This is a genomic window from Niastella vici (genome assembly GCF_002077945.1).
In the GTDB taxonomy this organism is placed as follows: Bacteria; Bacteroidota; Bacteroidia; order Chitinophagales; family Chitinophagaceae; genus Niastella; species Niastella vici.
Map to the genome: position 1 here is coordinate 492,947 of NZ_LVYD01000058.1, position 15,940 is coordinate 508,886.

Genomic DNA, 15,940 nt, shown 5'->3' on the forward strand with positions numbered 1-15,940 from the left:
AAAATGTTGTATATGAAGAACGCTATTTTATATCTGTCATTGATCCTTGTTTTTTGCAGCTGTGCGTCGGGCGTAAATAAGAAAGTACATCTCAGGGAATATGCTTTCAACGACAGCGGATTAAAAGTGATCACTGCACGGTTGAATGATAGATCGGGAACAATGTCTACGCTGTATGGAAATTCAGCTGCATTTGATTGGAGTATGGGGAAAAATACCAGTCGGATTGGGGGTGAAGTCTATAAACTGGTGACTTATAAACAGCAGGACCATGCTTTCTGGTATGGCAGCAGGATCAATGGGAAGGTCATACAGGTTGAAACTCTTCAATTAAAACAGCAGGCGGGTCGCATAGTTCCGGTTTATACGATTGAATATCCGGGACCGGCTGATACATTGGCCAGTATAAATTATATGATGAATGCCACCGCCGCTTATTTCCCCTGATCGGTCCTATTAGAAATAAAATTAAAAAGGAACATATGAAATCATTACTTGTATTAATTGTAGCCGTAATGATCGCCGCGGTTTCCTGCGCGCAGGTTAGAACCGAAAGCAACAAACAGGCGATCCCTGATAAAAACAATGGTTTTGTAGTAGCAGAACTGTTCACTTCGGAAGGTTGCTCCAGTTGTCCGCCCGCCGATAAGCTGCTTGAAAAATTACAACAGGAAGATCAGGGTAAGCCGGTTTACCTGCTGGCTTTTCATGTTGATTACTGGGACCGCCTTGGCTGGAAGGACCGCTTTAGCGATCCTGCCTATACAGAAAGACAACGCCGCTATGCCGGTTGGTTGAAGCTTGAAACGGTTTACACCCCGCAAATGGTAATAAACGGAAAAAGCGAAAGTGTAGGATCCGATGAGCGCTCCATCAACAAAGCCATTTCAAAGGGATTGGAACAAACCACTTCAACAACACTTACGCTGCATGCGAAAACAGCAGGCGGTACACTGCAGGTTGATTACCAGGCGGCCAATGATAAGCATGCAGAACTGGTGCTGGCCCTGGTACAAAAATCTGCAACCAGTAATGTAAAGGCCGGGGAGAACGCCGGTAAACAGTTATCGCATGCGCAAATTGTGCGGCAGTTAGTTCAACAGGATGTAAGTGAGGCAAAAACCATTACCCTGAACCTGCCCAACGACTTTGTTGCCAACGGCTGGGAACTGATCGGTTTTATTCAACAAAAAAGCAATGGACATATTACGGCTGCTGCCTGGGTTGAGCTGTAAATTATTCAGAAAGCATTTTCAATACATAATTATTAAAACACAAAAAATGAAAACCAGTTTCTTATCACCAATGAAGTATGTACGAATTCTTGCGGCCGTTTTGTTATTCAGTTGTATAACCATACGAGTGATCAGCGCACCACCAAAGGCCAAACCCCCGTCAGGCAATGAAGTTAAAAATATTGTCATCGTGCATGGCGCATTTGCCGATGGGTCGGGGTTTAAAAAATTGTACACTATTCTTACTAAAAAAGGCTACCATGTTACCATTGTTCAAAACCCGCTTACTTCTTTGAAAGATGATGTGGATGCCACCACCCGGGCAATCGAAAAGCAGGATGGTCCGGTTATATTGGTAGGTCACTCCTGGGGCGGCACGGTAATTACCGAAGCCGGAAATCATTCGAAAGTAGCCGCATTGGTATACATTGCTGCCTTCATGCCCGATAATGGCGAATCTACCGCACAGCTGGCTATGTCGTTACCCATGAAGACCCAAGGCGGTATTTTACCTCCCGATGAACATGGAGTGGTGTATTTCGACAAAGCAAAATTTCATGCAGGTTTTGCCGCCGATCTCAGCAGCGATGAAGCCGCTTTCATGAGCGACTCGCAGGTTCCCATATTCGCCACCTGTTTTGGTGCACCGGTCACCAATGCTGCCTGGAAAACAAAACCGAGCTATGGTATTGTTGCTACAGAAGATAAAGCGCTGAACCCCGATATCGAGCGCAACATGTATAAAAAGGCCGGCGCTGCCATCACCGAAATAAAAGGAAGTCATGTAATATTTATCTCACAGGCCGAAGCAGTGGCCAAAGTGATCATGAACGCTGCCAGTGGAAACAAATAACCATCAATTTGGTGTAGGTGGTTTTTTCATGGCAAAATGCAGCAACCTCTCCATGCGGGAGGTTGTTGTTTTTTAACAGGTTACTTACTTTTGAAGGCGACATAATAAAAAAATTATTTTAATAATACATGAAACGCCGTAGATTAGCCGTGTTGATTGAAGAACACAAAACACATTTAACCTGTTAATTTAACATTTAAAGCGTCTTGTCATTCCAGTCTCCATATAATGAGCTCGAATTACTGAAACTGGTTATTGCCGGTGATAGAAATGCTTTTACACAGGTTTACAATAACTATCGCAACAAGATCTATTCCATTGCCTTTGAGCTCACTGAATCATCTGCCGTGGCCGAAGAGATCGTACAGGATGTGTTTTTGAAGATCTGGGTTAAAAGAGCTACGCTCGATGAAGTGGAGCATTTCCGCGCTTACCTGTTTACCATAACCCGCAATTATGTATTCACTGCTATGAAGCGCATGGCGCGAAGGGAAGCCATTGAAGTGAATGCCATGCAGGATGTTCCTTTATTTCACCACGATACCGAGAACCGGGTGTTGAACAATGAGTATACCCGCATTTTGCAGGCTGCCATCGACCGTCTGCCCGAACAGCAACGGCAGGTGTACAACCTGATCAAAAAAGAAGGCTATAAAAGAGAAGAAGCCGCTGCCGCCCTCCGTTTATCTCCCGAAACAGTAAAAACTCACCTGGCGCAGGCCATGCGCAGCATCAGGACCTATTGCCTGGCCCGGCTCGATGTTTCCATCGCCCTCATCATTTTGATGCGTCATTATTAAATGGCTGATTGTCACATTAGTTAGCTCCTTCCTAATATTTTTTTTAAATAATTTTTCATTCCTACTCACCCAACTGGTTTTGTACAATAGTCTCTATAGTACGTGTAACTAAATGTGTAAAATCACGAACCCCATAGTGTATGGCTTCATCGCTTGAATATTTATTGAACAGGTATGCTGACAAAACCTGTACACCGGAGGAAAAAGAAGAATTGATGCGCCAGTTGCAGGAAGGCGGTAATGACGAAGCGATGCAGCAGGTGATCGATAAAATGATCGAAGAACGGCCCGCCATCCATTCCATGCCCGATGCTACGGCCCAGGCTGTATTGCAGGCGATCTTTGAGGCCGATGAAGCGCCGGTGGTTCCCTTGGAAACCGGGCGCCTGCGAAAAATATCTTTTGGCCGCATAGCCACCACCGCTGTAGTGCTTCTATTGGTTACGGTTGCCGGCTGGTTACTGGTAACGCGTACGTCAAATAAGCAGGTAGCGACACTTACCACCAACGGTGATGTGGCTCCCGGAGGCAATAAAGCCCTCCTGACGTTGTCAAACAGATCAACGATCGTATTGGATAACGCGGCAAACGGAGTTGTTGCCCATGAAGGAAATGCGGCGGTAATAAAGCTGAAAAATGGCGAATTGAAGTACACAACGGCTGATGACCAGCCGGCAAACTCATCTGTTGAAATAGCGTTCAATACTTTGTCAACGCCCAAAGGCGGTGAATATACGGTTGTACTGCCTGATGGCACCCAGGTATGGTTGAACGCTGCTTCTTCCATAACATACCCAACCGTATTTGATGCAAAAGAAAGAAAGGTACAGATTACCGGTGAGGCTTACTTTGAAGTAGCTAAACTGTTAAGCGCCGATGGAAGAAAGCGTGTGCCTTTTGTTGTTGATATTCTCCCCGCAACTGGCCGCGGAACTGTTGGTGGCCGTATTGAAGTACTGGGAACTCACTTTAATGTGAATGCCTACAACGACGAAAAAGCCATAAAAACAACCTTGCTGGAAGGAAAAGTAAAGGTTACGAAAGATGAGGCATCAGCTATATTGAAACCAGGGGAGCAGGTGTCAATATCGCATCCCGATAGCTATCGGGACCGGTCATCCCATTTATCCCAACCCATCCCGGTTCAGACAGATGCGGTAATGGCCTGGAAGAATGGCGTCTTTCATTTTGAAAATGCTGATATAAAAACGGTGATGCGGCAATTATCCCGCTGGTACGATGTGGAAGTTGTTTACAGGCGAAACCCCGATACTGACGATCCCTTGTTTTTTGAAGTGTCGCGCCATACCAATCTCTCCGATGTGTTGAAAGTGCTTAACCTCGCCGGCGGCGCCCGTTACAGCATTGAGAACAAAAAGATCATTGTACAATAAATGATAATTATTCCGGAAAATAACCGATCCATATTTTTTTAAAACCTAAACTGATTATATGAAAAACCTGTAACAAAAATGCCCTAAACCCTAACCCGGCTTCTGCTCATTTTAAAGGCCGGGTACCCAACCCGTAGATCGATTACCCTAATTAAAACAGTCAGGAATTCTATGAAAATTTTTACACACACCTTTCCATACCATGCACTGTATAAATGGATGAAAAGGAAGATCATCCTGCAAACGCTGTATGGTTTGCTGTTGATGATCGCTTTCAATCAAAATGTTGCTGCGCAAAGAACTTTCGCGCATCCGGGTATCAGCCATAAGCTTTCAGACCTGGAAAGGATGAAATATAATGTGCAGGCCGGTAAGGAACCCTGGAAAACTTCTTTCCAGAATCTATCCCAAAACCAATATGCCAGCTACAATTATGTGGTGCAGGGCGATGCCAGCGTTACCCGCCTGGTAGAACCTTCTAGTATTGCAGGTTACAATTACGAGAAATTCAAGTACGATGCATTGGCGGCCTACTATAATTCAATCATGTGGTATATCACGGGCGATGAACGGCATGCGAAAAAATGCGTCCAGATCTTCAATGCCTGGGTAAACCTTACCCATATTGAATCAAATGGTACCAAGGCGCTCGATGCCGGCCGCGTGATCTGGAAAATGCTGGAAGGCGCCGAGATCATTAAAAGTACGTATACAGGTTGGTTGCAATCAGACATCAATAAGTTCAAGGCGATGCTGGTGTACCCCGGTTATTCCACCACGGTAGAACCAACCGCCGCCATTAACTCCGAAGACGCCACCTTTTACTGGTACATGTACAATGGCGATCCGGGCCGTCATGGAAACCAGGGCCATTTTGCGATGCGTGGAATTATGGCCATGGGTATTTTTATGGATAATGAGATCATGTACGACCGGGCCCTTCGCTATATGAAGGGGTTGCCGCACCGTTCTGATGATCTGCCCTATCCTTCCGGACCGAATACAACATCTGCTTCGCCTTCTAATACCTACGATTATTATGATGAATATTCTTTAACTGCTTTAGGTGGTTCAACCCCCGACTATGGTTTTAATGAACCTATAGGAAATTATATCTGGGAAAACGGCCAGCCGCAGGAAGCTTCCCGCGACCAGTCGCATACCATCACTGCGGTTGCTATTATAAATACCTTGTGTGAAATGGCCTGGAACCAGGGCGATGATATGTATAGTTTTTTAGATTACCGGCCATTACTGGGTATAGAATTCGGCATGCGCTACAATGCATCGCTCAATTATTCTTTCCCCGATCAGCCAACGCCCTGGGAACCTACTGTAGAGAACGGTGAGTTCATTCAGCGGCGCGACCGCACCGGCCGCTGGTTCTCGAAGAAAATAAATCCTTATTCAGAAAAGGAGTTTACCAAGCTGCTGCGCGGAGTGAATTTTAAATTCAGCGAATATCCTTTCCATGAAATGACGCTGGCGCATTACCGTGATCGCGTTGGGTTAAGCCCCGACCGGTATAAATGGTTGCAACGTGTATTCGACATTTCAACCAGGGAAAGTGGATTGGAAGGCCAGGGTTTCCAGGTTGATTTCCCCGGCTGGGGTGGATTGACTTTCCGCAGAGCAACGAACTGTCCCGGTGATCCGGTTCAGTTTGTAAACGGCCAGCCTGTTTATAAAATGAATATGGCGCCCGGAAAGATCGAAGCGGAAAACTTTGACCACTTTACTCTCGATGGACAGGGCAAAGTGTATAACGACAATACCGCCGCAAATACGGGTGGTCAGTACAGGACCGCAGAAGCAGTAGACATCGAGACCTGTTCAGAAGGCGGTTATAACCTGACTGCCCTGGAAAACGGCGAATGGATCAATTATACTATTGCCGTACCCACAGCAGGTACGTACAAATTAAAAATGCGATATGCGGCAACTGCGGCCAATGGCGCCATGCGGGTTGAATTTGATGGAACTGATAAGACCGGCCCGTTTGCGATTCCGTTCGGAAGCGTATACTCAAACGGTGCACAGGACTGGCGCGATATTACGGTGGGTTCTGCTTTCACCCTGCAGGCCGGCGTACAAAGCATGCGCGTATTTATTTCCGGCGCCAGCAATGCATTTAACATCAATAGTTTCTCACTCAGCTATATCGGTAGCCTCGATGCGCAAACCATAAATTTTGGCGTGCTGCCTACCAAAAAAATGGGCGATGCCGATTTTGATGCAGGCGCAACCGCCAGCTCGGGATTACCGGTTACCTATACCAGTTCCAATACGGGTGTGGCTACAATTGTTGATGGCAAAATTCATATTATAGCATCCGGGGTGTCCAGCATTACCGCTTCACAGGCCGGGAATGATACTTATGCAGCAGCGGCCAATGTTTCACAAACACTCACCGTTACGGGTATCGCCGCCGGTGATTATGTATCATCGGGCAATATGAACTGGAATGGAGGTACCTGGAATATTTCCGACGGAAACGGGGGCTACAGTGGCACCACCACAACGGCTCCCACCAGTAATACCAATGTGCATATTCTATCGGGGCACACGGTCACGCTGGCAACAACGGCCGGCGTCGCAAAAAACTGCACAGTATTCAATGGAGGCACCCTGTTACAACAGGTTGCCCTTACTGTTTCGGGCCTGTATGTAGTTGATGGTACCCATACCATGTCGAACACGCTTACAGTGAACGATTTTTCAATCACCAATACCGGTGTGCTCGCTTCTACCACTGCACCGGCAGGAAGTGTATTCAGTTTGATCACCAATAAAGCAACAACACTTTCTGTCAATGGCCGCCTGGGTGCGCCTGCAGGTTCTGCAGTTACTACAGTTGGTTCAGGCATAAGGGTATTTGTAAGCGGTACAGGTACTACCACCTTTACCGGTAATGGTGTGGTGAATATTGCCCGGTTCTCACCCAACTCCGGACAAAGCTCGGCCCAAACTATAGTGGTCGATGTTGATATGGAAGTGCGTAACTACGCAGGTTCAATGGTCAGCAGCCTCACCTTGCAGAACGGAAATAATGGAACGGGCGCGAAGACCCTTACCATTAATGCCGGTAAAACAGTTACCATTAACGGAAGCAGCAATCAGGGCGCTTTTCATGGCCAGTATGGAACCGGGTATGGCTGGTCGGCTTCCGCCAACACCGGTGGCAGCATGATCTATAATATCAATGGTACACTCGATTGTTCCAATGCACAATTTAACCTGGTAGCAAACCAGCTTAGTAGTACCAATGAACTGACCGTAAATGTGAACGGAAAATTAAAGCTCGGTTCTACCGTACGTTTATTCCGTTTCCTCGACGGGCAAAAGATCAACATCAACATTGGTGATACCGGTATTGTGGATGGTGCTGCTTCAGCACTTAATTTAAATACCGCCACCAGCGGGCAAAGTATAAACACCAGTAACTTCACCGGAGCTGCTGCGGTGGCAACAGCACTGGGCGGTGTAACATTTAGCGGCAATAACCCCGTTGTGGGCACCTATACTTTTGTTGGTAATGGAGGTTCAGGATATGCAACTGCTCCCGCTGTGTATTTCACCGGCGGTACATTGTCGGCCAACCTGGCGCCCACCTATGCTGTTGCCAACCTTACGAATGGAGTGGTTACCAGCATCACCGTTATTTCAACCGGTACTTATTCGGTAAAACCAACCGGTCTGCAATTTGTAGGTGGTGGGGCCCCAACACAATGGTTTGCCATCAAGGGCGATAACCAGTCGGGCACTTTAACCCGCCTCACCAATGCCAATGTGGCTACTCCTTTATGGATTGGTACTGCTGACACTTATAATCCGGTGACAGTAAAACCGGCCGCGGGTACTGTATTCACCGCGAATGTGAAAAAAGGTAATCTCAGCGTAGGCACTTCTTATGAAAGCCATGCCATCAACAGAAGCTGGAACATTCAACCGGCCAGTGCGTCTGCAACTGATATTACATTCGGTTACAATGCCACCGACGCCAATGCGCAATGTAATGCAGCCGCAGCCATGCGTTTGGCAAATTCATCAATTGTACTCGACACCCTGAGCACACCAGCGGCTGCCACTGGCACCAACTGGCAGGTAAGCTATACCGGTGTAACCAGTTTCCCCGTATTTAATTTGTTGAATGCCGGATCCCAAACCATTGCATTCGATTCACTGCAACCCGTGATGATCGATGCAGCTGATTTTGATGCAGGCGCTACCAGCAGCTCACAATTACCGGTTACCTATACAAGCGCTGATACTTCTGTAGCTACCATTGTAAACGGTAAAGTGCATATTGTAAAAGCAGGTATTGTTACCATTACTGCTACACAAAATGGCGATGTGTATTATTTGCCGGCCGGCAGTGTTTCAAGGCAACTGACCATCAACAAAGCTTTTTATATTGATGCAGATGCCGATGGCTATGGTGCAGGCGCTGCGGTGTTATTTGCACAAAATGAAACACCGGCCGGTTATTCAACCGATAGCACAGATTGCAGCGACGATGATGCAACTGTTCACCACCCGGTATTGTATTACGTTGATGCTGACCACGATGGTTCCGGTTCGTCAACAGCTATCATGCTGTGCGCTTCCACCGCACCAACCGGCTTTGCAACCGATAGCACCGATTGTAACGACAACGATTCTACTGTTCACCACCCGGTATTGTATTATGTTGATGCCGACCACGATGGTTTCGGTTCATCGGTAACGGCTATGTTGTGCGCCTCCACCGCACCATATGGTTATGCAACCAATAATGCAGATTGCGATGACACTAAATTGCTGTATACCGATTCAGACGGCGATGGCCTGGGTGCCGGTACGCCTGTAGCTTGTGGTGTGTCAAACAACTCAGATTGTGATGATACCAACCCCGTTGCTTTAACTGCCACTATTCCTGATGTATACGCTGTTAGCCAAACGGCAACCGAAAAAAATACCATTTATGTTGGCTATGGATCTTCGTCGCTGACTATTGCTGCCCAGCCTGCGGGTGGAACAGCTCCATATACTTACAAATGGAATACCGGTAAAACAACGCAGTCTATTATTGTTACGGCTGCCGGTACTTATACGGTGTCTGTCACGGATGCCAAAGGATGCCAGACCACAGCATCCATCAAAATTGAGCTGGTAAATATTGAATGTGGTAACGATTGGGAGAACAAGGTAACGATCTGCCATAACGGACATAGCGTTTGCATAGCTTCTTCTTCTATAGCTGCCCATTTGAAACATGGTGACAAACTGGGCTATTGCAATGAAGAAGATGCTGTTGAAGACATCGTTGCTTATCCGAACCCGGTGATCAATGGACGGTTTATTGTTAAAACACCAGATTACCTGCTCGACAGGCAAATTCAATTAGAACTGACCGACCTGGCAGGCAAAACGGTTTATCAAAAACTGATAGCACAAAATACCGGTGTTATTGAAGTGCAGCTCGACAAAATGTTGAAGACCGGAATTTATATCCTGAAGATAAATGGACGCTGTGTAAGCAAGCTGATAATAATTCAGTAAACAGTTTAGTAAACTGTTAAGCAGACAAATATAAGCCCCGGCATAACGCCGGGGCTTTTTTGTTGGGAGCGAAGTCGAAGAATTAAGTGTATCCCTGTATAGTAAAAAGCACTGGGCCTGACGGTATTGTTAGTTTAAATTTTGTTTATCTCTATTTTATAGATAGACTATCCGTTCCTATTAAAATTTTTTGTATTACTTTTACTGCCATTGATAACCTATACTTGGAAGCAACCCTGGTTCATACAGATGAAACACTACTCTCGCTGATTGCCGACGGAGATAAAGCAGCGTTTACCATGCTTTACCGCCGTTACTGGCAATTGTTATTTACAACGGCTGCAAGGGCGCTTCGCTCCAAGACGGATGCTGCAGATCTGGTGCAGGATGTTTTTTTATCGATCTGGAACCGGCGCGATGAGCTAAGTATAACCAGCTCGCTTGCCGCGTACCTGCAAACCAGTGTGAGGTACAGGGTTATTAAATATGTTGAAAAGAATATTACCCGGCGCGACTATCTCATTCTGTTAACCGAAATGTTGGTGAGTTACCAACCTCCTGATGTGGAATCTCAATTACATATAAAGGAATTACAAACTGCCATACAATCGGCCGTTGATCAAATGCCGCATAAAATGCGCGAAGTATACCAACTCAGCCGGCAACATCATCTTAGCCATAAAGAAATTGCCGAACGCCTGGGGATCTCCGATGAAACAGTAAAAAAGCATATTCAACACGCTTTACTGCTCATTAAAACAGCTATTGGTCAAAACGCCCCGGCTTTTGCAGTGTTGCTGATTCAATGGCTGTGGTAATTTGATGCCAGCATTGTTTGTATCGCAGAAAAGTATATTTCACATTTGCCATGTGATTTAACGCGTTGTAATCCCTTGTCAGGGTAGCGTATACCCACGTTCTGTACCCCTGGAAAAAAAATATTTATTTTTTTTACCCCCCCGGCTGCTTTTGCGGGACTATATATACGTTGCCCGAATTTTTATAAAAAGATTATGAACGAACCATTGGCAACGGAGCTTTTAAGAAAATACAGTAGGGGAGAATGTTCCGCTGCTGAAGTGCAGCTTATTGAATCATGGTATCAGGAATTGATCAAAACAGGAGAGCTGGAATGGGCGGAAGGAGAACAGGAATCATTTCAGGATACTGGTGAACAATGGTTAATGCAGCAGATGTCTGCAGCTGACGTTCCGGCATCTCCGGTTCGCCATATGCGTGGCAACCGGACCTTGTGGGCCGCCGCTGCTATGCTGGTAATATTAACCGGGGCCGTAATTTATTTATATAATAAACGGCCCGTCGCAACAACGGTTGCAAACACCGGTGTACTAAAAAATGATGTAGCCCCCGGTGGCAATAAAGCAGTGCTTACGCTGGCAAATGGGGCAACCATAAATTTGGATGATGCATCAATTGGCATGGTTGCGCAACAGGAGAATGCAAAGGTGCTCAAGCCCAGTGATGGTCAACTGGTGTATTCACAGGAAGGGAATAATGAAGATGCCGCCTTATCATATAACATACTGGCAACACCGCGGAGTGGACAATACCAGCTTGTTTTGCCTGATGGCAGTAAGGTATGGTTGAATGCTGAATCTTCTATCCGTTATCCCGTAACATTTTCGGGTAATGAAAGAAGAGTGCAGATCACGGGGGAGGCATATTTTGAAGTGGTGCACAATGGCAAAATGCCTTTTATAGTAGAAAAAGGGGATATGCAGGTGGAAGTGTTGGGAACGCATTTCAATATAAATGCCTACGAGGACGAAAGCGCCATTAAAACCACGCTGCTTGAAGGGAAGGTAAGGACATCAACGATGAATGGCCAGCGGGCAATACTTAAGCCAGGAGAGCAGGTATCCCTGTCCCATTCATCCCATTTATCCCAACCTATCCCAGTTCAGACAGAAGATGTAGTAGCATGGAAGAACGGATTGTTTCACTTTGAAAATGCCGATTTTAAAACGGTAATGCGGCAGATTGCAAGGTGGTATGATGTAGACGTTATATATAAAAGAAACACTGTGAAAAATGACCCCATGTTTGTTGAAATTTCAAGGAACACCAGGCTGTCAGATGTGTTGAAGATACTGGAGGAATCTGGCAGCGCGAAATTCAGCATCCAGGGGAGAAAGGTTATAGTAAAGTAACCCCCTATTATATGCAATACCTATTTGAGACCAACCGTGTAAACTGTAAGCACGGCCATTCAGCAACCTATGTAACAAGGCTCCATGCCCGGCATGGGCTCCGTACCCCGCTATTGGGTACGATCTCCAAACAACATTACCCGGTTTGGGCTGCGGATATTTCATGCCTGTTGCAGCCACAAGACGATCCTTTCATAAAATATTGACCGGTGAATAACTAATGTACTGGCGACTGTTTAACGTAGTGCGCACGGTTTGTCGTGTACCTGTACGAAAACGGTTTCGTTGGAAAATGTGTGCGATCACCCCATCAACGAGTTTGATTACCCTGAATAAAAAACCGCCCCGAAGGCGATCGGTGCGGTTCTGTTGAATTCAGGTTAATGCAATAGAGAAGCTGATATCCTTATTGTTTAACCCCAGCCCCCGGCCTGCGAAGCCGGGGGGTAAATCCAAATTTATGTATTTAAGTCATTGCCTCCACCGCTATTTGCGGAAAATAAAGGTGGGGCGAAAAGAACTGATCGTAATGAATTACCTGACCATTTTTCTATTAGCCACCTGTTTGCACCTTACGGCAGGCGTGTACTCCCAAAAGGTTACCCTGTCGGGAGAGAACATCTCACTAAAGCAGGTCTTTAAGGAAATTAAAAAGCAAACAGGCTATACGTTTGTATACCGGGAAGTATTATTGCAAAAAGCCGGTAAGGTAAACGTAAATGTCAAAAACGCATCTGTTCAACAGGTGCTGGATATTTGTTTCAGGAACCAGCCGCTTTCCTACACTATTATTAATAACAATATAGTAGTGGTAAAAGAAAGCCACGTGCCCGCCGTACCGGTTGTTACTGTTGAAAAACCGGTAAAGGTTGAAACGGCACCACCGCCACCGGTAAAGATCACTGGTGTGGTGCTTAATGAAACCGGCGCGCCCCTGGCAAACGCCAACGTAGCTGAAAAAGGAAAGCTCAATAGTGTAATGACCAGGGGCGATGGTTCGTTCGCAATTATGGTAGAAGGGCCCGGCGCTACATTAGTGGTTTCATATGTTGGGTTCGATGATAAACAGGTTTTTCTCGGTGATAAAACCGAAGTATCCATAAAAATGTCGGTTGCACAGGCGCCCATGGAAGAACAGGTGGTAGTAGGATATGGCACCTCAAAGAAGGCAACAGTTACCGGTGCATTGGAACCGGTAACCAGCAAAAATTTCGAAAGCAGGGCTGTATCCAATCCCGCATTGGCCTTGCAGGGCAGCACACCCGGACTTACCATAACAAGAACTTCTTCACGCCCCGGCAATGAAGAATTGAATATGCAGATCCGCGGCGTTACTTCCGTGAATGGAGGTTCTCCGCTCATTGTTATCGATGGAATTCCTGTTGCCAATACCAATGCATTTTTCACCATGAACCCCGATGATATAGAATCGGTGAACGTCTTAAAAGACGGTATGGCAGCCATTTTTGGTAGCCGCGCCGCCAACGGCGTTATTCTTGTTACTACCAAACGTGGTAAAGGAAAAACGAAAATTGATTATGGTTACAATGCACGCATCAACACATTAGGTCTTAAAACGCCTGCCACTACGATGCAGCAATACGCCAGTATGTGGATAGACGCTATTACGCAGGATCCAAAGCCTGATTATTGGGGATGGCAATCGATGGATAACCTGAAAAAAATGCAACAGGGCATCGAAGGGATCTATTCAACGTCAAAGTGGGGTGATATATTTATTGGTAATGCCAACCGGTACGATGAACTGTTTGCTACCCGCCTGTCACAACAGCATAACCTGAGTGTTTCGGGATCTTCCGATAAAACTTCCTATCGCTTATCTGCCGCTTATGCCGATAACCGCGGGCCATTGGCCACAGCATATGATGGCAAGAAACAATATAACCTGCGCCTGAATTATGATTATAAGCTTACTGAAAAAGTAAAACTGCAAACAGGCGTTACGTATCAAAGAGATATCACATCTTCTCCTTCAAGCGGTTTACGTTTTGAAATGATTGCCTGGGATGCGCCTTTATTCCCGGCCAAAAATCCTTTTGGTCTGTGGTATGCCAACTTTGGTGTGGGTGACAGAAACTCTACGGCAGCCACCATGGACGGTGGAAGAGATACCAGGTCCAATGATCTGGTAAGAACCGATATCAAGGCTACTGCCGAGCTGTTGAAAGGCCTTGAAGTGGAAGGTACTGTTTCTTATCAGGTAAACCAGTATAGAATGGATAATTACCGGCTCACTGTTCCCACGTACCGGTGGAATGGTGCAATTGCCGAGAAAAATATAAATCCGGAATCTGATATCAGGGCACAATCAGATAATACTTTATATCAAAACTATACCGGTTTATTGCGCTATACAAAAACAGTTGGCAGCCATCGCTTCACGGCTATGGCGGGTATGAATGCCGAGAAGAACGATTATAAAAGTGTGTATGGATACCGTACCAACATTGGAGCCGATGGGGTGTACGACCTGAATGTTGCTCCCACCGATTATGTGGAAGCAAAAGGTGGACGCAACCAATGGGGCTTATATTCCTATATCGGCCGGTTGAACTATGGTTTCAAAGGTACCTACCTGTTGGAGCTGGTGGCACGTCGCGATGGCTCTTCCCGTTTTGCTCCCGGCAATAAATGGTCTAATTTCTATGATGTTTCTGCAGGCTGGGTGATCACTAATGAAAATTTCATCAGAGACCTCGGGATAACCGACCTTAATTACCTGAAAATTCGTAGCGGCTATGGCGTAATGGGAAACAACGTCAATATCGGCGACTACGATTATATTTCGGACATCGCTATGGGTAACACCATCTTTGGCAGCGTGGCAACCAGTCAAACCACTGTGCGGTTAAACCGCAACGGCCTTACCAGCAACGATCGCACCTGGGAGCGCGTGAAAATGATAAACGTGGGTATAGACGCGGTCATGCTCAGGAACAGGTTGACTGCCCGCTTCGATTATTATAAGAAAAGGAATGATGGCATGTTGATCAATATACTTTATCCCGCCGTATTAGGGGGCAATGCACCGCAAACGAATAATGGTGTGCTCGATGTAAAAGGATGGGAAGCCATGCTGGGCTGGCGCGATAAGATCGGGGACTTCAGTTATAATGTAACTGTGAATATAGCCGACAGCCGCAACAAACTGGTTGCGTTGAACGGCGCTGCCGCCTACAATCCGGGATTGGTTGCAGCAGTGGAAGGTCACCCGCTGAACTCCTGGTTCATGTATTCGACAAGAGGGTTTTTGACCGATCAAAAAATGGTTGACCTGTATTACGATAGATATACGGCCATCGCACAGGGAGAAATGCCTGCCGCAAGCGATGACGTAAGGCTTCGTGCGGGCGATACCAGAAAGCGGGATGTGAATGGCGATGGCATCATCGATCAAAGAGATGTGAAATACATGGGCGATGCAGCACCGCATTACACCTTCGGACTTACACTGGGCGCCGGATGGAAAAACATCGATTTCACAGCATTTCTGCAAGGCGTAGGCCAACAATATATTGAACGCACGGGCGCACTGGCTTACCCGTTCTGGGATATTTACACCAATCAAAACAGTAGTTTCCTGGGAAATACCTGGACGCCCGAAAATACCGGTGCCAAATACCCAAGGCTCACTACGAATAAAGACCGTGCCAGATGGAATTACCTGCACAATGATTTCATGCTTCAGAATAACAGGTATCTGCGCCTGAAATCACTGATCGTAGGTTATACGCTGCCGCAATCAATGATCTCGAGAATAAAACTCGAAAGAGTGCGGGTTTATTTTTCAGGCAACGACCTGTTTGAATTTACCTCCATTAAAGATGGATTCGATCCGGAACAGGGTGCGAATTCTCAATTAGACGGTTATCCCTTTATGAGAACATGGTCATTTGGCCTTAACCTCGGTTTATAATCCTAATAT

General features: G+C 46.2%; 9 protein-coding genes. All 9 read left to right on the forward strand.

Going from position 1 to position 15,940, the window contains the following annotated elements:
* Positions 1-12: 12 nt before the first annotated feature.
* The 9 genes from A3860_RS25935 to A3860_RS25980 all read left to right on the forward strand — a co-directional run bounded on the left by A3860_RS25935 (position 13) and on the right by A3860_RS25980 (position 15,931).
* The gene (locus A3860_RS25935) at positions 13-447 is read left to right on the forward strand and encodes a hypothetical protein (protein ID WP_143774266.1); all 435 of its coding nucleotides are present in this window, start codon (positions 13-15) and stop codon (positions 445-447) included.
* A 35-nt stretch (positions 448-482) separates the two neighbouring features.
* Positions 483-1,235 (forward strand): DUF1223 domain-containing protein, encoded by a 753-nt coding sequence (locus tag A3860_RS25940; protein ID WP_081151620.1) that lies wholly within the window; start codon positions 483-485, stop codon positions 1,233-1,235.
* 46 nt (positions 1,236-1,281) lie between these two features.
* A complete protein-coding gene (locus A3860_RS25945; protein ID WP_081152313.1) occupies positions 1,282-2,088 on the forward strand; it encodes an alpha/beta hydrolase in 807 nt (268 codons plus the stop codon).
* A 206-nt stretch (positions 2,089-2,294) separates the two neighbouring features.
* On the forward strand, positions 2,295-2,888 hold the full coding sequence (locus A3860_RS25950) for an RNA polymerase sigma factor (protein ID WP_081151623.1): 594 nt from the start codon (positions 2,295-2,297) through the stop codon (positions 2,886-2,888).
* A 140-nt stretch (positions 2,889-3,028) separates the two neighbouring features.
* Positions 3,029-4,282: a FecR family protein gene (locus tag A3860_RS25955; RefSeq protein WP_081151626.1), complete on the forward strand. Its 1,254-nt coding sequence runs from the start codon at positions 3,029-3,031 to the stop codon at positions 4,280-4,282.
* A gap of 171 nt (positions 4,283-4,453) precedes the next feature.
* Entirely contained in the window at positions 4,454-9,823 is a 5,370-nt protein-coding gene (locus A3860_RS25960) for a carbohydrate-binding domain-containing protein (protein WP_081151629.1), read from the forward strand.
* Between the two features lie 224 nt (positions 9,824-10,047).
* Entirely contained in the window at positions 10,048-10,641 is a 594-nt protein-coding gene (locus A3860_RS25965; RefSeq protein WP_081151632.1) for an RNA polymerase sigma factor, read from the forward strand.
* 195 nt (positions 10,642-10,836) lie between these two features.
* A complete protein-coding gene (locus A3860_RS25970; RefSeq protein ID WP_081151635.1) occupies positions 10,837-11,994 on the forward strand; it encodes a FecR family protein in 1,158 nt (385 codons plus the stop codon).
* A 460-nt stretch (positions 11,995-12,454) separates the two neighbouring features.
* Entirely contained in the window at positions 12,455-15,931 is a 3,477-nt protein-coding gene (locus A3860_RS25980; RefSeq protein ID WP_081151640.1) for a TonB-dependent receptor, read from the forward strand.
* Positions 15,932-15,940: the final 9 nt, after the last annotated feature.